This window comes from Streptomyces sp. 8N114 (assembly GCF_052245835.1).
In the GTDB taxonomy this organism is placed as follows: domain Bacteria; phylum Actinomycetota; class Actinomycetes; order Streptomycetales; family Streptomycetaceae; genus Streptomyces.
Window position 1 is genome coordinate 395,532 of record NZ_JBQQBT010000004.1, and the last position, 21,855, is coordinate 417,386.

Genomic DNA, 21,855 nt, shown 5'->3' on the forward strand with positions numbered 1-21,855 from the left:
CCGGTCCGCTCGCTGTCCCAGACGTCTCAGGGGCCCCGGACGCATCCGCGCCATCAGGGCGGGTGGCCGGTCCGGCATCCTGCTCACTTGGCGGCGGCGTAGCACTCCACGACGGCCGTGGTGAAGGTGAACCGTACGGGCGTCGGCCCGAACGCGGCGACGGCCGCCTGCTCACCGGCCGCGAAGATCGCTTCCCGTACCTCGGCCGCCTCCTCGGCGGGGCAGTGCACGATGACCTCGTCGTGCTGGAAGAACACCAGCTCGGCAGCGAGGTGTGCGAGCCGCTGCCGCAGCGCGGCCAGCATCAGCACCGCCCAGTCGGCCGCACTGCCCTGGACCACGAAGTTCCTGGTGAAGCGGCCCCGCGCCCGCGCGGCACCGGCCCCGCCCTCCGGTTCACCGCTCGCCCCCACACCCTCACCGGCCTCCGGGCCCGTGCCGCCCGCATCCTCCCCGCTGCCGTCCCCATGGCCCACGGGAGGGCAGGTGCGGCCCAGGTGCGTACGGACCAGACGGCCCTCCTCGCCCGCTCGGGCCGCCTCGTCCACATAGGCGACGGCAGCGGGGAACCGTCTTCGCAGCGCGGCCAGGTTCTTCAGCCCGTCACCGCTGGTCTGGCCGTAGATCGCGCCGAGCAGCGCCAGCTTGGCCTGGGAGCGGTCCCCGGAGAACGCCCGCTCCGACAGCGCGGTGTACAGATCCCGCTCGCCGCCCGCCACTGCCATCAGGCCCGGGTCCTGGGAGACGGCCGCCAGCACGCGCGGCTCCATCTGGTCGGCGTCCGCCACCACCAGCCGCCAGCCCGGGTCGGCGACCACGGCCCGCCGCACCACCTTCGGGATCTGCAAGGCGCCGCCCCCGTTGGTCGTCCACCGGCCGGAGGCCGCACCGCCGGGTACGTACTCGGCGCGGAAGCGCCCGTCCCGGACCCAGGAGCGCAGCCAGCTCCAGCCGTGCGCGGTGTAGAGCCGGTACAGCTTCTTGTAGCGCAGCAGCGGCTCGACCGCGGGGTGGTCCACCTTCTGCAGCTCCCAGGCCCGCGTGGAGCTCAGCCGGACCCCCGCGCGGGCGAACGCCTGCAGCACGTCCGCGGCCAGGTCGGGCCGCACTCGTACGCCGGGTCCGAACGCCTGTGAGATCTCCTCCTCCAGCTCCACGAGGCGTCTGGGCAGCCCGCTGCCCGCATACCGCTCGCCCAGCAGCTCGTCCAGCAGCTCCCGGTGGATCTCCGCGCTCCAGGGCACACCGGCGTGCGTCATCTCCCCGGCCACCAGCGTGCCCGCCGACTCACCGGCCAGCAGCAACCGCATCCGGTCCGGATGCTCGGCCCGCGCGGTGCGGTCGAGCTGCGCCGCGTAGACCTTCAGCAGCGCCTCCAGCGGGTCCACCCCGTCCGGCAGCGGCACAGGGCCGGTCTCGAACAGCGAGGGCTGCGGGTCCGTCTCCCGCGGAGACGGCTGCCGGTCGGGGGGCACCGGCCGCCCGTGCAGCCGTGCCCAGGCAGCGGGCAGCGAGCGCGGCTCGCCCGCTCTGCCCTCGTGGCCCAGCAGCAGGGCTTCTGCCGTCTCCACGTCGTAGCACCGCTCCACCCGCACCCCGGAGCCCAGCAGCGCGGGCATCACCTGGGGAGTGGCACGCCACACCCAGCGGGTCGTCCCCGGCCGCGCCCGTACCGCAGCCGCCGCCGACTCCTCCGTACGCACGGGGCCCGCCGCCCGGCCCTGTGCGTCCAGCGGGCACACCCGCACCCGGCCATCGTCCGCCTGGGCCAGCGCCCACCGGCCTCCGGCAGGCGAGATACGGCCTTCGCCGGGCGCCTCCCGCGTGGCGTGCGGAACCCCCGTTTCGTTCATGTTCCGGAGTCTCTCAGCTGCCTCTGACAACGCCCTCCGGCCGAGCCGGCCCCGGCGTCACGCTCCGAGCATGCGCATATCTCCCGCCTTTCTGGACACTCGTCGGCAGCAGAGCGTCCTTCCGGCGGAGAGGGAAACCATGGACATATCGGGTGTCATCAGCGCGCTCGTCGTCGGTGTCGTCATCGGTGCGCTCGGCCGGCTGGTACTGCCGGGCAGGCAGCAGGTGGGGCTGCTGTGGACGATCGTGGTCGGCATCATCGCCGCGTTCATCGGTACCGGCATCGCGGACGGCGTCGGTGTCGCGGACACCAGGGGGTTCGACTGGATCGAGCTGATCATCCAGATCGCCCTCGCTGCGGTCGGCGTCGGCGCGCTCGAGAGGGCCCGCGCGGGGGGAGGGGTCCGCCGCTGAGAGGTGCCCGGCGCCTCTTGTGCCGGTGAGGGGGTGCCCCTGCCCGACGCGCAAAGCCCCCATGCCGGGTACGCTAGAGGCCCCGCGGCGCACCACCGCGGGGCCTCACAAGCGACTCGCCGAGAAGTGTGCTCTCTACCGGATGGACTTGATCAGCTCTCCGTCCGAGGTGTCGCCGCTCAGCTCCCAGAAGAAGGTGCCGCCGAGGCCCTGCTGGGAGGCCCAGTCACTCTTGGTGCCGACCGTCTCCGGGGTGTCGTAGCTCCACCACTGGTTGCCGCAGTGGGCGTAGGCGGTGCCGGCGGCCTTGCCGGTGGCCGGGCAACGGTCCTTGAGGACCTTGTAGTCCTCGATGCCCTGCTCGTACTTGCCGGGTGCCGGACCGGACGCGGTGCCGCCGGGTTCGGACTGGTTCACCCCGCTCCAGCCACGGCCGTAGAAGCCGAGCCCGAGCAGCATTTTGTCCATGGGGACGCCCATCTCCTTGAGCTTGGCAATGGACTCCTTGGTGTTGAAGCCCTCCTTGGGAATGCCCTCGTACGAGGTCAGCGGTGAGTGCGGTGCTGTGGGCCCCTGCGCGTCCCAGGCGCCGAAGTAGTCGTACGTCATCGGGAGATACCAGTCGACGTACTGTGCGGCCGTCTTGTAGTCGGTGGCCTCCATCTTCCCGCCCTTGGAGGCGTCGGCGGTGATCGCCGCGGTCACCAGCTTGTCGCCGAACTTGTCGCGGAGCGCCTTCATCACGTTCCCGAAGGCGTCCTTGCCGCTGGTGTCACAGCTGAGTCCGCAGGCGTTCGGGTACTCCCAGTCGATGTCGATGCCGTCGAAGAGTCCCTTCCAGCGGGAGTCGTTGAGCAGGTTGTAGCAGGACTCGGCGAACGCCGCCGGGTTCTTGGCCGCCTCGCCGAAGCCGCCGGACCAGGTCCAGCCGCCGAACGACCACAGCACCTTCAGGTTCGGGTGCTTCTGCTTGAGCTTCAGCAGCTGGTTGAAGTTGCCGCGCAGCGGCTGGTCCCAGGTGTCGGCCTTGCCGTCCACGCTCTGGTCGGCGGTGTACGCCTTCTCGTAGTCGGCGTAGCTGTCGCCGACGGTGCACTTGCCGCCCTGGACATTGCCGAAGGCGTAGTTGATGTGGGTGAGTTTGTCGGCCGAGCCCGAGGTCTCGATGTTCTTGACATGGTAATTGCGCTGGTAGACGCCCCAGTTGGTGAAGTAGCCGACCGTCTTGCCCGCGGCCGACGACTTCGCGGCCGTGGTCCGTGCCTGCCGCTTCTCGGTCCCGGCCGACGCGGTGGCCGAGAGCAGGGTCGCGGCCAGTACCGCCGCACACAGCGCGCCCAGGAAGGCGATGAGTCCGCGGCGGCGGTTAGGGGTCAGGCGTGGGGGTCTGGCGGTGAGGGAGCGTTGTCTGTCCGATCCGAGCATGGTCACCTCGCGTGTGGGGTGCGGGGGGTGTGGTGCAGCGGTCGTACGTTCGGGGAATCTAGAAGGACTAGACCAGTCCGTCAATGGTTCGTACCAATCCCCGTCCGCCGGGCCACACCTCCGGAAACGGCCCTGATCACCGTTCGGTTCAGCCCGGTACGCCGGTGACGGGCGGCCCGTGATCGGGCATACTCCAACTCGCCGCAGCCGCTGGTCAGCCACCCTCGCGACCCGACGGTGCAGTATCACGGCAGGGGCAGCGGCACCCCCGGTCCGCCCGCGGGCCGGTGTCCCTCGGCGACCCGCCCCACCCCGGCGCGGTTGCCGCAGTTCCTGACCCGAAGGAGAGCGCGCCATGCCTAAGGACGGTCCGCAGCCGGTGGAACGTGAACTGCCCACCGACGAGTCACGCGACCTACTGGGCCTCGTCCGCGATCTGGTGCAGCGGGAGATCAAGCCGGTGGCGGCCGAACAGGAGGCCGCGGGCGTCTTCCCCCGCGAAACCTTCCGGCTGCTCTCCGAGGCGGGACTCCTCGGCCTGCCCTACCCGGAGGAGTACGGCGGCGGAGGCCAGCCCTATCAGGTCTATCTCCAGGTCCTGGAGGAACTGGCCGCAGCACGCCTCACCGTGGGGCTCGGCACCAGCGTGCACTCCCTCGCCTGCCACGGGCTGGCCCACTTCGGCAGCAAGGAACAGCGCACCGAGTGGCTGCCCGACATGCTCGGCGGCGGCCTGCTCGGCGCCTACTGCCTCTCCGAGCCCTCCGCCGGCTCCGACGCCGCCGCGCTGCGCACCCGAGCCGTCCGCGACGGGGATTCCTGGGTGCTGAACGGCACCAAGGCGTGGACCACCCACGGCGGCGTCGCCGACTTCTACACCGTGCTCGCCCGGACCGGCGAGGAGGGGCCCTGCGGTATCACCGCGTTCCTTGTCCCGGCCGACTCCGAAGGGCTGAGCGCCGCAACTCCCGAACACAAGATGGGGCTGAACGGATCACCCACCGCGCAGGTCCACTTCGACGGTGTGCGGGTGCCCGAAGCGCGGCGGCTCGGCGACGAGGGCCAGGGCTTCACCGTCGCCCTCTCCTCGCTCGACTCGGGCCGACTGGGCATCGCGGCCTGCGCAGTCGGCGTCGCTCAGGCAGCACTCGACGAGGCGCTGGCCTACACGACGGAACGCGAGCAGTTCGGCCGCCCCCTCGCGGACTTCCAGGGGCTCCGTTTCATGCTCGCCGACATGGCCACCCGGATCGAGGCCGGACGTGCCCTCTATCTGGCGGCGGCCCGGCGGCGCGACGCGGGGCAGCAGTTCGCCCGCCAGGCGGCGATGGCCAAGTTGTTCTGCACGGACACCGCCATGCAGGTCACCACCGACGCGGTGCAGCTCCTGGGCGGCTACGGCTACACGACGGACTTCCCCGTCGAGCGGTACATGCGCGAGGCCAAGGTCCTCCAGATCGTGGAGGGCACCAACCAGATCCAGCGCATGGTGGTGGCCCGGCATCTGGCGGGCCCGGAGAGCAGGGGCTGAGCCGGCGTCGCGGAACGCGGCGGTCGCCGTTCGTGCCTCGTACGCGTACCGGCCACTTCCCCCTCACCCGACCGTCTGAGAATCTCCGGACATCGCGTACGCCCACAGCTGGAGGCGCCAAATGTCCGCAGCCGTACCGAACTTCACCCGCCGCCGCGGCATCCGTACGGCCGCGGCGGCGGCCCTCGGGCTGCCCCTCGCAGCGCGCGCCACGACCGCGCATGCCGCGACCGCGCCCGCCGCGCCGGAACAACCCGCGTCCGCGCCCGCGGACGAGCAGCGGAGAGCCGGGGAGGCGGCGGCGCTCCGCACGATGTCCTTCAACCTGCGCTACGCCTCCGACACCCCGCCCAACAGCTGGCCCGAGCGCCGGCCCGTCATGCGGGCGCTGCTCCGTCTGGAGCGGCCGCACCTGATCGGCACCCAGGAAGGGCTGTACCCGCAGCTGAAGGACATCGCGGCCGATCTGGACCGGACGCGCTACGACTGGCTCGGCATCGGCCGCGCAGGCGGCAGCCGGGACGAGTTCATGGCGATCTTCTACGACGTCCGGCGACTGCTGCCGCTGGAGTACGACCACTTCTGGCTCTCCGACCAGCCCAACCTCATCGGCTCCGCCACGTGGGGAAACACCGTCATCCGGATGGTCACCTGGGTGCGGTTCCGCGATCTGGCCACAGGGCGCGAGCTCTACCACCTCAACACCCACCTCGACCACCGGAGCCAGCCCTCGCGGCAGCGGTCGGCGGCGCTGATCGCCGAGCGCCTCTCCGGACTCGACCCGGCGCTCCCACGCCTGGTGACCGGCGACTTCAACGTCCCGGCGCACAGCAACCCCGTCTACGACACGCTGCTGGCCGACGGCAAGCTCACCGACACCTGGGAGGTGGCGGAGAGCCGCAGCAAGCTTTACGGGACCTTCCACGGCTACAAGCCGCTGGTCCCCGACGGCGACCGCATCGACTGGATCCTTGCCTCACCCGGCGTCCGGGTACGGCGCGCCTCGATCAACACCTATGAGCGCGACGGACAGTACCCGAGCGACCACCTGCCGGTTCAAGCCCTGATCGAGCTGTAGTCCCCCTCCGGGCCCCGGACAGGGGCCCGGCAGGCAAGCATGCCCACCCCTCATCCGCGCGCCGAGTCCCACACGTCCCTGGCCACGTCCGCGTTGAGTGCCACCCGCACCAGCCCGGCCGCCAGCGACGCCAGCTGGTCGCTCTTCACCATCGCTGCCAGCTTCTGGGGGGACTTGGGCAGGCCCAGCCGCTCCGCGCCCTGGAGCGCCTTGTCGTCCAAGTAGGGCTGGTACTCCGTCCACACCGCCTGGGCCTCCCGCAGGAAGATCGACACTCCCATGGGGCCGATGCCGGGGACCTCGCGCAGACCGCCTTCGACATCACCGCTCTTGTGCATCTTGCGCAGGTCGCCGCCCCACCGGTCCAGCAGCAGCTCGGCTCCCCGGCCGAGCTGGGTGGCGGTGCGCTCGTCGTAGCGGCGGTAGCCGCCCTCGCCGAGCGCGTCGACCCGCTGCTGCCAGGTGGCCTCCGCCATCCGTTTCGGGTCCTTCATCCCCGCCTTGATCAGCGCCCGCGCGCTGGCGACCGCGATGTCCGCGCGAATCCGTGCGCTCAGCAGCAGGGACAGCACCAGCAGCTGGTAGAGCGGCTGCGGAGTGTCACGCAGCGTGATGCCCGCTTCCTCCGCGTACGTCGTCCCGTGCCGCTTCAGCAGCTCCCGCACCAGGGCCTGCTGCTGGTCCTGCTTGCCGCCCTGCTTGGTGCTGGTCTTGGTGCTTGTCGACTTTCTCGTCCTGCTCTTCGTGCTCGTGTTCGCAGCCATAACGCCTCCTCGGCACCCGGGTCCCCAGCCGTACGGGATCCACGCCGGGCCCGCACGGAGCTACCCGGACAGCTGTTCCTCACCGGCACCCGGCCGAAAACCCGCTCGGCGGCCCGTCACCTCGCCGCGTCCCGGCTCACCATTCGGCCACCCTCGGCACCGGCACCGGGACAGAGCCCTCCGCCAGCGAGCGGGCGCCGGCCACTCCCACCAGGGAGGCGGCGACCGCGGGCCGGACCGGCACCCGGGGCGGCGCCCCCTCGGTCACCGTCCGCCGGAACGCTTCGACGACCAGCGCGGTGCCCGCCTCCGCCGGGTCCACGGGTTTGCCGTACAGCGTCGTCCGCGGCGGTCGGCGTATCTCGTCCCGCAACGAACCGCCGTTCGCCCACGGCTCGTTGCGCAGCCGTACCGACCAGGCGGACTCGCCCGGCGCGCGGAGCGACTCCGCGAGCCCGCGGGTGCCGCGTACCGACAGCCAGGACCAATGGCTGTCCGGCTCGCCCTGGAGGAACGTCTGCCGGGTGAGCGCCAGCGCCCCCGTCGACAGCTGGGTGACCAGCACCACCGCCATCGGGCGCTCGCTCGGCCCGACGGGATGCGCCGTGACCTCAACAGGCCAGGCCCCGGTCACGTCCAGCACGGGGGAGAGGGTGTGGGTGCAGTACGCGGTGGAGGCGATCCGGCCGCGCCAGTGGGTGGGATCGCCCGCCATCGCGACGACGTCCTGCGGGGCGAGGCCGTGCACGTAGTCGCACTCGATCAGCTCGACGGAGCCTACCTCGCCGTCCGTGACCAGCCCGCCGATCGCCCGCACATGCGGGTGCTCGACGTAGTTCTCCGCGAAGGAGTAACTGGCCGAGGACTTTTCGGCGGCCTCGACCAGCGCCCGGCCCTCCTCCTCGGTCACACACGCGGCGCACTCGCTCAGCACGTGCACTCCCCGTTCGAGGAAGGCGAGCGCCGGCTCGGTGTGTGCGTCGAAGTCGTTGGCCAGCACGACGGCTGACACATCGGCGCCCAGCAGTTCCTGCCAACTGCTCGCCGTACGGGCAGTGGGGAACTCGGTGGAGGCCGCCGCCAGCAGTTCGGCGTCGGGATCGCACAACGCCGCAATGTCGAAACCCGCGCGGGCGCACCAGCGGGCGAGCACCAGCCCGCGCCGCAGCCCCACCACCAGCAACCGTGTCATGCGGTCACCCTGGCCGGGCCCGCCCGCCGAGGCAACCGGATTACCGGCGGGCGGCGGTGACTTGGCGGCAGCGACCGGCGGTGCGCCAGGTCAACCCCGCGTATCGGTACGGCAGTCGGTCACTTCGCGCCGGCCCGTACCGGCCGGTCGTCGGGCCGTCCCGCGTGGGAGAACGGCTGGGTGCGCCAGTCCAGCCCCTCGGGCAGTGTCAGCAGTTCACTCACCGCGCGCTCGCGGGTCTCGCTGTCCCAGGGCGTGGCGTCCCGCACCTGGCCGCCCGAGCCCTGGCACACCGTCAGCCCGAACGGGTCCCAGGGTGAGGCGCACAGTCCGTGGCGCGGCAGTTTCTCCTCGTGGGTGAACACCGCGATCGCCTGGCGGCATTCGGGGCACTTGACGCGGAGACCTTCGTACATCTCGTCCTCAACGACCGGTCCTGTCAGCTCGGTGGAGACGTCCTGGCCGTCCGGGGGAGCGGCCGTTTCCTTCTCGAGCGTCTCGTCGTACCGGTGAGCGGAGCGGGCGGACTTCGTCGTGCGCATGTAATCCCCCTCGATGGAACGGCCGGGCGACTGGGCTCCGGCCACAGCAAGCACTTCCCGCCGTGCCACGCGCATAATCACCCCGTGCGGGAGGACGCGGGAGCATATGTGTGGCCTTCGTCACATGCCTGGGGCCCGTGCGTTCGCCCCTGACGCCCGCTCGTTGCGGCGCGCCGCCCGCTCGTGCCGGAGCGTTCTCGCTGCGCCGGGCGCGCGGGCGCAGTACGGTGATCCGCTGTGGAGGAACTCGACCGTCAGATCGTGGAACTGCTCGTCAAGGACGGGCGGATGAGCTACACCGACCTGGGCAAGGCCACCGGCCTGTCCACCTCGGCCGTGCATCAGCGGGTGCGCCGCCTCGAACAGCGCGGCGTCATCCGCGGCTATACCGCGCTCGTGGATCCCGAGGCCGTCGGGCTGCCGATGACGGCGTTCATCTCCGTCAAACCGTTCGACCCCAGCGCCCCGGACGACATTGCGGACCGGCTCGCGGACGTGCCGGAGATCGAGGCGTGCCACAGCGTGGCGGGGGATGAGAACTACATCCTCAAGGTGCGGGTGGCCACCCCCATCGAGCTGGAGCATCTGCTGGCCCGGATCCGCAGCCTGGCCGGGGTCTCCACCCGTACGACCGTCGTGCTGTCCACCCCGTACGAGGCACGTCCGCCCCGCATCTGAAACGCCGCTCCCGCGCGCCGGGGCGCGCGTGACTCCCCGTGGGCCCCCGACCCCGCGCGGGGAGGGCGCCCCGGGAGCGGGAGACTGTTCCCATGAGCGAGCGCACAACCCCGTCCCGGCCCCGTACCCTCCTGCTGCGCGGGGGCGAGGTGCACAGCCCCGCCGACCCGTTCGCGACCGCGATGGTCGTGGAGGGCGACAGCATCGCCTGGATCGGCTCGGAGGGCGCTGCCGACTCCTTCGCCGACGGCGTCGACGAGGTGGTCCACCTCGACGGCGCCCTCGTCACACCGGCCTTCACCGACGCCCATGTACACACCACGGCGACCGGCCTCGCGCTGACCGGACTCGACCTGTCCGGCGCCCCCACGCTCGCCGACGCGCTCGCCCAGGTGCGTGCGTATGCGAAGGCACGCCCGGACGACCGGGTGCTGCTGGGCACCGGCTGGGACGCGCACGCCTGGCCCGAGCAGCGCCACCCCCGCCGCGCCGAGCTCGACGAGGCGAGCGGCGGGCGGCCCCTGTACCTGACCCGGATCGATGTCCACTCCGCACTCGTCAGCACGGCCATGCTCGACCTCGTCCCCGACATCACCACTCGCGAGGGCTACCAGCCCGGCGCCCCGTTGACGGGCGACGCACACCACGCCGTACGGGAGGCCGCGTACGCCACGCTCACCCCGCGGCAGCGCACCGAGGCCCAGCGTGCCGCCCGGGCGCATGCCGCCTCGCTGGGCATCGGGGCGCTGCACGAGTGCGCAGGGCCCGAGATCTCCGGCCAGGAGGACCTGCGCGGACTGCTCGCGCTCGCCGCGGAGGAGCTGGGCCCCCGCGTCCACGGGTACTGGGCGGAACTCGTCACCTCGGCGGAGGAAGCCGCCCGCGTCCGCGAGCTCGGCGTCGTCGGCGCCGCCGGCGACCTCTTCGCGGACGGCTCCCTCGGCTCGCACACGGCGCACCTGTGCGCCCCCTATGCCGACGCGCCGCACACCAGCGGAAGCGCACTGCTGGACGCAGAGGCCATCGCCGCCCACGTCGCCGCCTGCACCGAGGCGGGGATCCAGGCCGGGTTCCACGCCATCGGCGACGGGGCGCTCCAGGCGGTCACCGAGGGGGTGCGCCGCGCCGCCGAGACCGTCGGCCTCGACCGCGTCCGCGCCGCCCGGCACCGGATCGAGCACGCCGAGATGCTCACCGAGCGCACCATCACCGACTTCGCCGACCTCGCCCTCACGGCCTCCGTACAGCCCGGGTTCGACGCTTCTTGGGGTGGCGCGGACGGTATGTACGCACGCCGCCTGGGCGCCGAACGCGCCGCCACCCTCAACCCGTACGCGGCGCTGCTGCGGGCCGGTGTTCCGCTCGCACTCGGCTCGGACAGCCCCGTCACCCCGCTCGGGCCCTGGGAGGCCATCCGGGCCGCCGCCTTCCACCACACCCATGAGCACCGGATCTCCGTGCGCGGCGCGTTCACCGCGCACACTCGCGGCGGCTGGCGCGCGCTCGGCCGCGACGACGCCGGAGTGCTGGTTCCCGGAGCGCCCGCTGACTACGCGCTGTGGCGCACCGGGCCGCTGGTCGTACAGGCTCCCGACACGCGCGTCGCCAACTGGTCCACCGATCCCCGGTCCGGCACCCCGGGACTGCCCGATCTGACACCGGGCGGTCAAGTCCCGGTCTGTCTGCGGACGGTGGTGAGCGGACGTACGGTCTACGCACGGCCGGACGAGTGATGTAGCAGACGGCGATACGGCCGAACGAGACCCCCTCTGCCCGTCGCCGTGACGCCGCCGTCTCCGCACTGACCTGGTACTTCACCGAAACACCCCAGGTGGCCGGGCTGTTGACAATGATTGCCCGGAGCCCGGTAGGTTCGGCCGCGTCCACCACAGGACGTCCGACCGGGGATCTTCCGCGCTGTCGTCGAACGCCGCTGGGCCACGGGGTGGTGTACCGCACCGGCGCACCACCACTGCGAGCCAGGTCCAGCGCCCGCGGCACCGGGACAGATGGTCACCGCCGGTCGGCGGGTGTGACCCGGGACGGGGCCCGGACGCTCAGTAGACAACGGCTTTCGGACGATCCGCAGCCAGCGGGTCCCAGGTCGGCCCGAAGGGCGCCGGGTCCCTGTTCGGGGACGAGCCGGACGTGGTGGTTGCGGGGTTCGCCGCTCCCGTCGTCCGCGATCAAGCGTCACGCTCCGCGATGCGGCAGACACCGTTCCGGTCCGCTTCCCGTGCTTTCCCGCCGCTTTACGATCCCGCGCCCCGCACCGGCCCCCGCGCGTTGTACGGTCGGCTCACACCATCGCACGACCTGCTAGGAAGGCCGCGACCTTGGCATCGGGCCCCGACACCACCTCCGCATCCGCCCCGGACGGCTCCCGGGAGCGGAAGGCGGCACCCGCCGCGCAGCGCAGCGCGCCGGGCGAATCAGCGCGCGCGGGCAGTGCCGACGCACCCACTGCCGACACGAGCAGTGCCGACACAGGCAGTGCTGACTCATCCACTGCCGACACGAGCAGTAACGTCCCGCCAGACAGTGGGCAGTCGGCGGTCCGTGATGCCGCCCGCCCCGGCCGGATGCGGCGGCTGGCGGCGCTGGTGCGGCGCGAAGCACGCCGCACCGGGCTGGCCGTGCTCAGCGGTGTCGCCCTCGCGTTCGCCTTCCCGCCGTACGGGGTCTGGCCGCTCTCGCTCGTGGCCGTCGCCGCGCTGAGCCTGCTCACCCGTGGACGGACGGGCCGCCAGGGTGCCTGGCTCGGACTCGCGTTCGGCTGGCCCTTCTTCGTCGTTCTGCTCAAGTGGCTGCATGTCGTCGGCTGGGACGCGACCATCGGACTCGCCTTCATCCAGGGGCTGTTCGTCCTCGGGCTCGGCGCCGGACTCGCCGTGACCTCGCGGCTGCCGGCGTGGCCGCTGTGGGGCGCCTGTCTGTGGCTGACCGAGGAATTCCTGCGCGACCGGCTGCCGTTCGGCGGCTTCTCCTGGGGACGTCTCGCCTTCGCCAACACCAGCTCCCCGTACACCCCGCTGGCCGCGCTGGGCGGTGCCCCGCTGGTGTCCTTCGCGGTCGCCCTGACGGGCACGCTACTGGCCGGCGTCGCGCTGACCGCCTGGCGGCTGCGCTCTCACGGAGCGCGCACCACCCGCGCGTACGCCACCGGGCTCGGCGCTCTGGCGCTCGCCGGGGTGATCACGGCCGCGGGGTTCGCGGTGCCGGTACCGACCAAGGCGGCCGACACCGTGCGCATCGCCGTGGTGCAGGGCAACGTCCAGCAGCCGGGCATGCACTTCCTCGGCCGCCCCATGCAGATCCTCAACAACCACGTCGAGGCCACTCTCGATCTGGCCGACCGGATCAAGAAGGGCAAGGAGCCCAAGCCGGATCTGGTGATCTGGCCGGAGAACTCCTCCGACCTCGACCCCTACAAGTGGCCCGAGGCGGGCGACCGCATCGACAAGGCAGTGAAGGCCGTCGGCGTGCCCGTCCTGGTCGGCGCCCTCGTCGACCACCCCACCAAACAGGGCTACGTCGAGAACCAGGGCATCGTCTGGGACCCGAAGAAGGGCCCCGGCGCCTCCTACACGAAGCAGCACCCGGTCCCGTTCGGCGAGTACGTCCCCTTCCGCGACCAGCTCAGCAAGGTGATCACCCGCCTCCAGCAGGTCCCCCGTGACTTCTACCCCGGCGACCACACCGGTGTCCTGCAGACCGGTCCGGCCCGCCTCGGCGATGTGATCTGCTTCGAGGTCGCCTACGACGAGATCCCGCGGGACACCGTCAACGACGGAGCACGCGCGCTCGTCGTCCAGACCAACAACGCCACCTACGGGCGAACCGGCCAGCCCGAGCAGCAGCTGGCGATGTCCAAGCTGCGCGCCGTCGAGCACGGCCGCGCCGTGGTGACCGCGGCGACGAGCGGCATCAGCGCCATCGTCGAGCCCGACGGCACCATCCAGCAGCGCACGGACGAGTTCACCCAGGACGTACTCAACGGGAAGCTCCCGCTGCGCGACCAGATCACCCTCGCCGACCGCGTCGGTGCCGCTCCCGAATGGGTGATCGCTATCGTGGGCGTGCTCGCGTGCGCCGGGGGATGGCTTTTGAACCGCAGGAGGCGCGGTGTCCGTACACAAGCCTGTACGGACACCGAAGCGCCGGACGCCGCCGACCGCGGGGACGGCGCCGACGAGCAAGACCGACAGGCTCAACCGGAGGGGCAGCACCAGTGACGGACGGCGGACAGCGGCGATACGGCCCGCTCGGAACGGCCCTGGTCATCATCCCGACCTACAACGAGGCCGACAACATCCAGCCCGTCGTCTCCCGGGTGCGCGAGTCGGTGCCCGAGGCGCACATCCTGGTCGCCGACGACAACAGCCCCGACGGCACCGGAAAGATCGCCGACGAGCTCGCCACCGACGACGACCACGTCCATGTCCTGCACCGCAAGGGCAAGGAGGGCCTCGGCGCCGCGTACCTGGCGGGCTTCCGCTGGGGCATCGACAACGGCTACGGCGTGCTGATCGAGATGGACGCCGACGGCTCCCACCCGCCGGAGGAGCTGCCCCGGCTGTTGACCGCGCTGGGCGGCGCCGATCTGGTGATCGGCTCGCGCTGGGTGCCGGGCGGCCGGATCGTCAACTGGCCCAAGTCCCGCGAGTTCCTCTCCCGCGGCGCCAGCACCTACTCCCGGCTGCTCCTGGACGTCGACGTACGCGATGTGACGGCCGGCTTCCGCGCCTTCCGCAAGGAGACCCTGGAGGGCATCGGCCTGGACTCCATCGCCTCCCAGGGCTACTGCTTCCAGGTGGACCTCACCCGCCGCACCGTGCACGCCGGGTACCACGTCGTGGAGGTCCCGATCACCTTCGTCGAGCGGGAGCGCGGCGACTCCAAGATGAGCCGGGACATCATGGCCGAGGCGCTGTGGCGGATCGCAGCCTGGGGCGTCGAGGACCGGGTCAAGAAGGTCCTCGGCCGCGGGGAGACCCATCGCGGGAGCCGCCGGGAAAGCAGCGGAGACGGCCGACGGGACAGCTGATCCCGGGGTTACGCGGCACCAGGCACACTGGAAGAATGACGACTCGCGCACCCTTCCCGTACGAGCCACAAGGACAGGACTCGGGCGGCGCAGACGGCGGTCCGGGGCAGGGAGCCGGGGCCCGTTCCGGCGGGAAGCCTTCGCCCCGACCGCCCCGGTCGAAGGGCCGAACCCTGCTGCCGCTGGCCGTCGCGGTGTGGGCCGTGCTGGAGATCTGGCTGCTGACCCTGCTCGGCCGGGCGGCGGGCGGGCTGATGGTCTTCCTGGTGCTGGCCGGGGGCTTCGTGCTCGGCGCCGCCGTGATCAAGCGGGCCGGACGCCGTGCCTGGCGCAATCTGGCCGACACGGTGCAGCGCGCCCAGGAGCAGGCCCGCGGGGGCGGCGAGCCCGGTGACAAACCGGCCGCCGAGAGCCGTGGCGGCAACGGGATGACGATGCTCGGCGGACTGCTGCTGATGATCCCCGGGCTGGTCTCGGACGCCGCCGCGCTGCTGTGCCTCTTCCCGCCGACTGCGAAGCTGCTGCGCGGCTCCGTGCAGCGCTCCCTGGACCGCCGCAGAGGTTTCCCGCCTGGGACCCTCGGCGACGCCTACCAGCAGGCACGCACGGCCGAGCAGCAGGTGCGGATGCACCGGCCGGACGGCAAGGTCGTCCAGGGCGAGGTCGTCCGCGACGACGAACAGCCCGGCCGCGAGGACGGGCAGCGGGGCAGCTGAGCCGTCGCTCGGCAGCGGGACGGATACCCGGTTCGGGGAGCAGTCCTGGGGGACAAATTCGGGGAGCAGCCCTGAGAGCAAAAGGGCCCGGGGCCACACGAAAACGTGTGGCCCCGGGCCCTCTCGCTGTGTTACTCGGTGCGCCGCCTCCTGGTCAGGCGGACTTGCGCTTGCTTCCGCTGTTGTCGTCGCGGGGGTGCACCGCGAGGTTCATGGTGCCGGAGCGCAGTACGGCGAGCCGCTCGGCGAGGACTTCCTCGAGCTCCTCGCGGGTACGCCGCTCCATCAGCATGTCCCAGTGCGTGCGCGCGGGCTTGCCCTTTTTCTCCTCCGGACCCTCGCCGTCCACCAGGAGCGCCTGTGCACCGCACACCTTGCACTCCCACTCGGATGGAATCTCGGCCTCTACCGAGAACGGCATCTCGAAACGATGGCCGTTCTGGCATGCGTACTCCACGGCCTGGCGCGGGGCCAGGTCGATGCCGCGGTCGGTCTCGTAGCTGGTCACCACGAGTCGCGTGCCGCGAAGAGCTCGCTCACTCATGAATTCGTGCCTCCCGGGCTGGTCGCCCACAGGACAGGTGTCGCTGTCGTCGTCATCCGGTCAACGTCCGGCCGCCGGTGAAGATTCCCGCAATCGGGAGATCGCCCACCTGTCACGCACCTCCAACCGTGACCGGAGGGCTGTGCGCCGCTGCTCTTTTGTGCCGCCGCTTCGTTGATCTGCGGTACCCCCCGGTGACCGGTTTGTCACAACTGACAGAAGATGTCACCCACTGTTCGCATCTCTTCGGCGTGCAGTAACGGTCCATCCCGGTGGGCCAAAGGCGTACACTACCGGCCCAGCACCCGCAGGTCTAAATCCGGTCCGGTGCGACGTTGCCCACGGCCGCTGCCGCACGCTGTACGGGTACCCGCAGCAGCAGCGCGAAACCGACCGCGAAGAAGACGACCAGCGACAGGATCGCATTCCGGTAGTCGCCCGTCAGCTGATACGTCACCCCGAAGACCAGCGGTCCGAACCAGCTGGTGCCGCGGTCGCTGATCTCGTACAGCGCGAAGTACTCCGCCTCCTTGCCGGCCGGCACCAGGTGCGAGAACAGCGAGCGGGACAGCGCCTGGCTGCCGCCCAGCACCAGGCCGATGGCCGCCGCCAGCGCATAGAACCAGACGGGGTTCTCGCGCGGCAGGAAGTATCCGGCGCCCACCGTCACCGTCCACGCCACCAGCGACCCCAGGATGGTCCGCTTGGCGCCGTAGCGGGCCGCGAGCCTGCCCAGCCCCAGCGCGCCCACCACGGCGAGGACCTGCACCAGCAGGATGGCCCCGATCAGCGTCGTCTGGTCCAGCCCCAGCCCCTCGGAGCCGAAGACCGACGCCTGGGTGATCACCGTCTGGATGCCGTCGTTGTAGAGCAGGTACGCCAGCAGGAACAGCAGCGTCAGCGGGTAGCGGCGCAACTGGCGCAACGTTCCCGCCAACTGGCGGAAGCCCTGGCCGAATGCCGCGCGCCCGGTCCCATCCGGGATGTGGGCCGCTGCGGGCCGTTCCCGGAGCCGCAGCAGCGGAACGACGGTGAAGATCGCCCACCACAACCCCGCGGAGGCCAGACAGATCCGTACGGCCGTCGACTCCGCGACGCCCAGTGCCTCGTGCCCCAGGAACAGCGCCAGGTTCGCCACCAGCACCAGCGCGCCCGAGCCGTAGCCGAAGGCCCAGCCGCGCGAGGAGACCGCGTCACGCTCCTCGGGCGGGGCTATCTGCGGCAGGAAGGCGTGGTAGAGCACGATGGACACGGCGAAGCTGACGTTGGCCACCACCAGCAGCACACCGCCCAGCAGATAGCGGTCGCCGTCCAGGAAGAACATCCCCGTCGTCGCCCCGGCACCCAGGTACGCGGCGGTGCCGAGCAGCGGCTTCTTGCGTCCCGTACGGTCGGCGAACGCCGCGGCCAGCGGCATCACCAGCACCGACAGCAGTACGGAGGCCGAGACCGCGTACGGGAAGAACGAGCCCGCCCGCACCGGTATGCCCAGCGGGTGCACATAGCCGTCCGCGTCGGCGGCGGCCTTGGTGACCTCGGTCAGATAGGGGCCGAGGAAGACGGTGAGAACGCTTGTGGAGAAGACGGAGTTCGCCCAGTCGTAGAAATACCAGCCGCGCTGCTCGCGGCGGCGCTCCCTCAGGTGCGCCAACTCCCCGGAATCCGCGCCCTCTTCCGGTGCCTGCGGTGCGTCCGGCGCATCGGCTGCGACCGATCCCATCCCCGTTCCTCCCCGTTGACATGTTCTGCCGTCCGGTGCCGGCGGCCTCGAACGGATCCCGGAACTCGAACGATCTTCGCAACCGGTGCGGGGAGACTACAGCCCGGCTGCCGCGGGCCGGAAAGTCACGCGCGACCAGCCCTCCGGCCTGGCATCCTGGCTCCGCCCCGAGCCCGACCGGAACCCAGGAGCCGACCCGTCATGCGCGCAGACCCTGATCAATCAGCCCCCCGAAGCGCGGAGTTGACCGAGCGCCACGCCGACATCGATGGGCGGCACGTCACTTACCTGGACACCGGCGGCCCCGGCCCTGTTCTGCTCGCCCTGCACGGCCACTTCGGGCGCGGACGGATCTACGCCCCGCTGGCCCGCGCGCTGGCGGGCCGTTACCGCGTGATCGCCCCGGACCAGCGTTCGCATGGGCGCTCCGACCATGCCAGGACGTTCTCGCCCGAGGCGTACGCCGACGACGCCGTGGCCCTGCTGGATGTGCTCGGCATCCGCAGCGCCGCCGTGCTGGGCCACTCCATGGGCGGCGCCGTCGCCTTCGTGCTGGCGGCCCGCGCCCCGGAGCGGGTCGATGCGCTGCTGGTCGCCGATATGACCGTGCTCAACCAGGAGCCCGAGGCGCACCCGGTGCTCGACTGCTCGTCCTGGCCGCGCCGTGCCCCCACCCGGGAGGCGCTGGGCGCCGCGATCGAGGCGCACGGCATTCCGGACGCGGGCTACTTCCTGCAGAGCGCGGCGCAGTTCGAGGACGGCTGGGGCCTGCTGTTCGAGACCGGCGACATGATGGCCTCGCAGCGCGCCTTCGCGGGTGACCTGAGCGCCCACTGGCGTGCCTCCGGCCAGCCGGCGCTGCTGCTGCGGGCCGAACACAGCTTCATGCTCTCCGCGCACATGGCGCGGCGGATGGTGGCCGAGCGCCCGGACACCGAACTGGTCACCTTTCCCGGCTGCGGGCACTGGCTGTACGAGGACGACCCCGACGGCTTCGCCCGGGAGGTCGGCGGCTTCCTGGACCGGACGCTCGGCTGAAGCGTCACCTCCTGGGCCGGTTACTCCTGGGGCCAGGCGCCGTGTTCCTCGAATACGTCGCGCAGCATCTCCAACTGGTCGGTCATGATTCCGTCCACGCCCAGTTCCAGCAGGGCCGCGGCGCGGGCCGGGTCGTTGACCGTCCACACATGCACCCGCAGCCCCCGTGCGTGTGCGGCCCGTACGAAGGCACGGTCCACCACGCGGACCCTGCCGTGCCGTTCGGGTACCTGCGCGCACCCCGCTCCTGCGGGCAGCCGCCATGGCAGCCGGTAGGAGCGCATCCGCAGGGCGAGCACTCCGCCGGTGCCCAGCGAGGTCAGCAGCCGGGGGCCCGCGAGGGCCCGTGCCCTGGCCACCCGCGCCTCGGCGAACGAGCCCACGCACACCCGGTCCCAGGCCGACTCGCTCTCCAGCAGCTCCAGCAGCGGGACGAGCGCGCTCTCGGTCTTCACGTCGATGTTCCAGCGCACGTGCGGGAAGGCACGCAGCAGTTCGGCGAAGAGCGGCACCGGCTCACGGCCCGCGACGCGCGCCCGGCTCACCTCGGCCCAACTGAGCGCGGCGATGGGGCCGCTGCGGTCGGTGGTGCGGTCCAGGGTGGAGTCATGGAAGGCCACCAGTGCGCCGTCCGCCGTGGTGTGCACGTCGGTCTCCAGGTAGCGGTAGCCGAGCTCGACGGCACGGGCGAAGGCCACATGGGTGTTCTCCAGCCCGGAGGCCGCACCGCCCCGGTGCGCGAAGGCCAGCGGCACGGTCGAGGCCAGGAACGGATGGCCGGCACCGGGGGAGGGGCGGCCCTTGGTCGTTCGTACGTTCGTCACTGCGGCAGTATCGCCGTCGCGGTCGCCGCCGCAGTGCGGCCGTCACCGCGGAATCCGCCCGTCCCGCCGGTACCGTCCCGCGGTCACCGTCGCAGTGTGGTGTGCCCCTCCGCGCCGCCGCCCTGGGCGACCACCCGCGACGCCTCGCCCGCTCCGGCGCTGCCCGGCAGCGCGAAGAAGCGCAGGAAGAACTGGGCGAGGGGGCCGATGGCCAGCGCGTACAGCACGGTGCCCACACCGGCCGAGCCGCCCAGCAGGATGCCGGTGAGCAGGACGACGACCTCGATCCCGGTCCGCACCAGCCGGATCGAGCGGCCCGTCACCCGGTGCAGTCCGGTCATCAGCCCGTCGCGGGGGCCCGGTCCGAAGCGGGCCGAGATGTAGAGCCCTGTCGCGGCGCCGTTCAGCACCACTCCTCCGAGCAGCAGCGGGATGCGGTAGGCCAGCGCGTCCGGCTGCGGCAGCAGCCACAGCGTCGCGTCCATCGACAGGCCCACCAGGAAGACGTTGGAGACCGTGCCCAGGCCGGGACGTTCGCGTATCGGCCACCACAGCAGCAGCACCATGGCTCCGACGATGATCGAGACCGTGCCGATGGACAGCCCGGTGTGCTCGGAGACGCCCTGGTGGAAGACGTCCCAGGGGTCCAGGCCCAGTCCCGCACGCACCATCAGCGCCGCGCTCGCTCCGTACAGCAACAGCCCTACGTACAGCTGGGTGATCCGTCGGACCAGATGCCTGTCAGAACCCCTCACTATGGACAAAGATCTACCCTTTCTCGTGCCACTGGACTGTCTGTGGCACCCTGTGGCATGGAAGCAGGCCGTTTCAATGGCCAATCCTGGAGAGGTGGACCGGATCATGGCGCACTGGAACTCCGCCGTCGGGGCCGCTCAGCTCGCGCGGCTCCTCGGCTCGCAGCACCCCGTGCGGTGGGAGGGCCCGGGGGTGGCGCGGGAGAGCTCGGCCGTGGCAGGCGCGGTCGGCGTTGCCGAAGCGCCGGTCGCCGGTGTGTCCGGCGTGGGCACGGCGCAGGCCACCCGGAAGGTGCCCGCCTACCGCTCCCTGGCCGAGGGTCTGCGGCTGCTCGTCCTGGAGGGCCGGATCCCTGTCGCAACCCGGCTGCCCGCCGAGCGGGAGCTGGCCGCTGCACTGTCGGTGAGCCGCACCACGGTGGCCGCCGCCTTCGAAGCCCTGCGCTCCGACGGGTTCCTGGAGTCCCGCCGCGGCTCCGGGAGCTGGACGACCGTACCGGCGGGCAAGCCGCTGCCCACCCGTGGCCTCCACCCCCTCCCGCCCGAGAACGAGGGCACCGTCATCGACCTGGGCTGTGCCGCGCTGCCCGCGCAGCCGCTCATGAACGAGGCGTTCCAGGGCGCGCTGGCGGCCCTCCCGCCCTACGCACACACCCACGGCGACTACCCGGCGGGCCTGCCCGTGCTCCGCGAGGCGCTCGCCGACCGCTACACCGCGCTCGGCGTGCCCACGATGCCGCAGCAGATCATGGTCACCACCGGCGCGCTGGGCGGGGTCGGCGCCTTGGTGCGGATGCTGGTCCCGCGCGGCGAGCGCATCGCCGTCGAACACCCCTCCTACGCGAATGTCCTGCAACTGCTCCGCGAGACGGGCGGCCGCCTCGTCCCCGTCCCGATGGCGAGCCACCTGGCCGGCTGGGACCTCCCTGCCTGGCACCGCACCCTGCGTGAGTCAGCGCCCCGGCTCGCGTACGTCGTCCCGGACTTCCACAACCCCACAGGCACGCTCGCCGGCACCGAACAGCGCCGCGAACTGGTCGCGGCGGCGCGCGCCTCGGGGACCGTACTGATCGCCGACGAGACCATGGCCGATCTGCCGCTGGGCCCGCCCGGTGCCACCGGAACGCCGAGCACCGGCTCTCCGGGGCTGGAGATGCCGCGGCCGATGGCCTCCTTCGACCCGGGCGGCTCGGCCGTGATCACGGTCGGCTCGGTCAGCAAGTCCATCTGGGCGGGGATGCGGATCGGCTGGATCCGGGCAGCTCCCGAGATCATCCGCAGCCTCACCGCGGCCCGCGCATACGTCGATCTGGGCAGCCCCGTGCTCGAACAGCTCGCCGTCGCCGAGCTGCTGGGCGGGAACGGCTGGGAGCAGGCCGTCACCGAGCGCCGCGCCCGGGCACGGGAGAACCGCGAGGCGCTGACGGCGGCGCTCCGCGACCAGCTGCCCGACTGGGAGTTCGACGTCCCGCACGGCGGCCTCACCCTGTGGGTGCGCACCGGCGGGCTCTCCGGTTCCCGGATCGCGGAGGCCGGCGAACAGCTCGGCGTACGGGTGCCCTCCGGGCCGCGCTTCGGTGTGGACGGTGCCTTCGAGGGGTTCGTACGGCTCCCGTTCACCATCGGCGAGCCGCTCGCCAGGGAGGCCGCGTCACGACTGGCAGCCGCCGCCGAACTGGTGCGGTCCGGCGCGCCCACCCCCTCCGACGTACCGCGGTCTTACGTGGCCTGAC

The 21,855-nt window shown here is 71.8% G+C and carries 19 protein-coding genes; 10 read left to right on the top strand and 9 right to left on the bottom strand.

Annotated features, from left to right (window positions below):
- Positions 1-83: 83 nt before the first annotated feature.
- Positions 84-1,853 carry a bifunctional 3'-5' exonuclease/DNA polymerase gene (locus ACTWQF_RS12635; RefSeq protein ID WP_443279414.1) on the bottom strand — a complete coding sequence of 590 codons (1,770 nt, stop codon included), beginning with the start codon at positions 1,851-1,853 and terminating at the stop codon, positions 84-86.
- A gap of 139 nt (positions 1,854-1,992) precedes the next feature.
- Here ACTWQF_RS12635 and ACTWQF_RS12640 point away from each other — a divergent pair, with 139 nt between their 5' ends.
- Positions 1,993-2,268, top strand: coding sequence for a GlsB/YeaQ/YmgE family stress response membrane protein (locus tag ACTWQF_RS12640; RefSeq protein ID WP_443279483.1), 276 nt, complete (start codon positions 1,993-1,995; stop codon positions 2,266-2,268).
- 135 nt (positions 2,269-2,403) lie between these two features.
- Here the strand turns inward: ACTWQF_RS12640 and ACTWQF_RS12645 are convergent, their stop codons facing one another.
- Positions 2,404-3,693, bottom strand: coding sequence for a glycoside hydrolase family 18 protein (locus ACTWQF_RS12645; protein ID WP_443279415.1), 1,290 nt, complete (start codon positions 3,691-3,693; stop codon positions 2,404-2,406).
- Between the two features lie 355 nt (positions 3,694-4,048).
- On the opposite strand from ACTWQF_RS12645, the gene ACTWQF_RS12650 reads away from it, so the two are divergent.
- Positions 4,049-5,224 carry an acyl-CoA dehydrogenase gene (locus ACTWQF_RS12650; protein WP_443279416.1) on the top strand — a complete coding sequence of 392 codons (1,176 nt, stop codon included), beginning with the start codon at positions 4,049-4,051 and terminating at the stop codon, positions 5,222-5,224.
- 121 nt (positions 5,225-5,345) lie between these two features.
- Positions 5,346-6,302, top strand: a complete 957-nt coding sequence (locus ACTWQF_RS12655) for an endonuclease/exonuclease/phosphatase family protein (RefSeq protein ID WP_443279417.1) — start codon at positions 5,346-5,348, stop codon at positions 6,300-6,302.
- 50 nt (positions 6,303-6,352) lie between these two features.
- Here ACTWQF_RS12655 and ACTWQF_RS12660 read toward each other — a convergent pair whose 3' ends face one another.
- From ACTWQF_RS12660 to ACTWQF_RS12670, 3 genes are all read right to left on the bottom strand, one after another.
- Positions 6,353-7,066 (bottom strand): hypothetical protein, encoded by a 714-nt coding sequence (locus ACTWQF_RS12660; RefSeq protein WP_443279418.1) that lies wholly within the window; start codon positions 7,064-7,066, stop codon positions 6,353-6,355.
- A gap of 136 nt (positions 7,067-7,202) precedes the next feature.
- Positions 7,203-8,258 (bottom strand): Gfo/Idh/MocA family protein, encoded by a 1,056-nt coding sequence (locus ACTWQF_RS12665; protein WP_443279419.1) that lies wholly within the window; start codon positions 8,256-8,258, stop codon positions 7,203-7,205.
- A gap of 119 nt (positions 8,259-8,377) precedes the next feature.
- Positions 8,378-8,800, bottom strand: coding sequence for a hypothetical protein (locus ACTWQF_RS12670; RefSeq protein WP_443279420.1), 423 nt, complete (start codon positions 8,798-8,800; stop codon positions 8,378-8,380).
- A gap of 237 nt (positions 8,801-9,037) precedes the next feature.
- On the opposite strand from ACTWQF_RS12670, the gene ACTWQF_RS12675 reads away from it, so the two are divergent.
- From ACTWQF_RS12675 to fxsA, 5 genes are all read left to right on the top strand, one after another.
- A complete protein-coding gene (locus tag ACTWQF_RS12675) occupies positions 9,038-9,478 on the top strand; it encodes an Lrp/AsnC family transcriptional regulator (protein WP_443279421.1) in 441 nt (146 codons plus the stop codon).
- Positions 9,479-9,570: 92 nt separating this feature from the next.
- Positions 9,571-11,211 carry an amidohydrolase gene (locus tag ACTWQF_RS12680; protein WP_443279422.1) on the top strand — a complete coding sequence of 547 codons (1,641 nt, stop codon included), beginning with the start codon at positions 9,571-9,573 and terminating at the stop codon, positions 11,209-11,211.
- Between the two features lie 603 nt (positions 11,212-11,814).
- Entirely contained in the window at positions 11,815-13,713 is a 1,899-nt protein-coding gene (gene lnt, locus ACTWQF_RS12685; protein WP_443279423.1) for an apolipoprotein N-acyltransferase, read from the top strand.
- Positions 13,710-14,525 carry a polyprenol monophosphomannose synthase gene (locus ACTWQF_RS12690; RefSeq protein ID WP_443279424.1) on the top strand — a complete coding sequence of 272 codons (816 nt, stop codon included), beginning with the start codon at positions 13,710-13,712 and terminating at the stop codon, positions 14,523-14,525. Before lnt ends, ACTWQF_RS12690 begins: the two co-directional genes overlap by 4 nt.
- Positions 14,526-14,560: 35 nt before the next feature.
- Entirely contained in the window at positions 14,561-15,241 is a 681-nt protein-coding gene (fxsA, locus tag ACTWQF_RS12695) for an FxsA family membrane protein (protein WP_443279425.1), read from the top strand.
- A 154-nt stretch (positions 15,242-15,395) separates the two neighbouring features.
- Here the strand turns inward: fxsA and ACTWQF_RS12700 are convergent, their stop codons facing one another.
- Both ACTWQF_RS12700 and ACTWQF_RS12705 read right to left on the bottom strand, forming a co-directional pair.
- A complete protein-coding gene (locus tag ACTWQF_RS12700) occupies positions 15,396-15,785 on the bottom strand; it encodes an RNA polymerase-binding protein RbpA (protein WP_209238044.1) in 390 nt (129 codons plus the stop codon).
- A 313-nt stretch (positions 15,786-16,098) separates the two neighbouring features.
- Positions 16,099-17,505: an MFS transporter gene (locus ACTWQF_RS12705; RefSeq protein WP_443279426.1), complete on the bottom strand. Its 1,407-nt coding sequence runs from the start codon at positions 17,503-17,505 to the stop codon at positions 16,099-16,101.
- Positions 17,506-17,748: 243 nt separating this feature from the next.
- Here ACTWQF_RS12705 and ACTWQF_RS12710 point away from each other — a divergent pair, with 243 nt between their 5' ends.
- Complete coding sequence (locus ACTWQF_RS12710) at positions 17,749-18,543, top strand: alpha/beta fold hydrolase (RefSeq protein ID WP_443279427.1); 795 nt, start codon at positions 17,749-17,751, stop codon at positions 18,541-18,543.
- Positions 18,544-18,563: 20 nt separating this feature from the next.
- Here ACTWQF_RS12710 and ACTWQF_RS12715 read toward each other — a convergent pair whose 3' ends face one another.
- Positions 18,564-19,310: a glycerophosphodiester phosphodiesterase gene (locus ACTWQF_RS12715; protein ID WP_443279484.1), complete on the bottom strand. Its 747-nt coding sequence runs from the start codon at positions 19,308-19,310 to the stop codon at positions 18,564-18,566.
- Positions 19,311-19,450: 140 nt separating this feature from the next.
- Positions 19,451-20,131 carry a membrane protein YczE gene (yczE, locus tag ACTWQF_RS12720; protein WP_443279428.1) on the bottom strand — a complete coding sequence of 227 codons (681 nt, stop codon included), beginning with the start codon at positions 20,129-20,131 and terminating at the stop codon, positions 19,451-19,453.
- Between the two features lie 97 nt (positions 20,132-20,228).
- Between yczE and yczR the strand changes: the two genes are divergently transcribed.
- Positions 20,229-21,854: a MocR-like transcription factor YczR gene (yczR, locus tag ACTWQF_RS12725; protein WP_443279485.1), complete on the top strand. Its 1,626-nt coding sequence runs from the start codon at positions 20,229-20,231 to the stop codon at positions 21,852-21,854.
- Position 21,855: the final 1 nt, after the last annotated feature.

Coding starts and splice junctions, on each gene's coding strand:
- ACTWQF_RS12655 (WP_443279417.1), top strand. CDS start 5,346: ATGTCCGCAGCCGTACCGAACTTCACCCGCCGCCGCGGCATCCGTACG.
- ACTWQF_RS12665 (WP_443279419.1), bottom strand. CDS start 8,258: ATGACACGGTTGCTGGTGGTGGGGCTGCGGCGCGGGCTGGTGCTCGCC.
- ACTWQF_RS12635 (WP_443279414.1), bottom strand. CDS start 1,853: ATGAACGAAACGGGGGTTCCGCACGCCACGCGGGAGGCGCCCGGCGAA.
- yczR (WP_443279485.1), top strand. CDS start 20,229: ATGGCGCACTGGAACTCCGCCGTCGGGGCCGCTCAGCTCGCGCGGCTC.
- ACTWQF_RS12645 (WP_443279415.1), bottom strand. CDS start 3,693: ATGCTCGGATCGGACAGACAACGCTCCCTCACCGCCAGACCCCCACGC.
- ACTWQF_RS12660 (WP_443279418.1), bottom strand. CDS start 7,066: ATGGCTGCGAACACGAGCACGAAGAGCAGGACGAGAAAGTCGACAAGC.
- ACTWQF_RS12670 (WP_443279420.1), bottom strand. CDS start 8,800: ATGCGCACGACGAAGTCCGCCCGCTCCGCTCACCGGTACGACGAGACG.
- ACTWQF_RS12700 (WP_209238044.1), bottom strand. CDS start 15,785: ATGAGTGAGCGAGCTCTTCGCGGCACGCGACTCGTGGTGACCAGCTAC.
- ACTWQF_RS12705 (WP_443279426.1), bottom strand. CDS start 17,505: ATGGGATCGGTCGCAGCCGATGCGCCGGACGCACCGCAGGCACCGGAA.
- fxsA (WP_443279425.1), top strand. CDS start 14,561: ATGACGACTCGCGCACCCTTCCCGTACGAGCCACAAGGACAGGACTCG.
- ACTWQF_RS12650 (WP_443279416.1), top strand. CDS start 4,049: ATGCCTAAGGACGGTCCGCAGCCGGTGGAACGTGAACTGCCCACCGAC.
- ACTWQF_RS12640 (WP_443279483.1), top strand. CDS start 1,993: ATGGACATATCGGGTGTCATCAGCGCGCTCGTCGTCGGTGTCGTCATC.
- ACTWQF_RS12680 (WP_443279422.1), top strand. CDS start 9,571: ATGAGCGAGCGCACAACCCCGTCCCGGCCCCGTACCCTCCTGCTGCGC.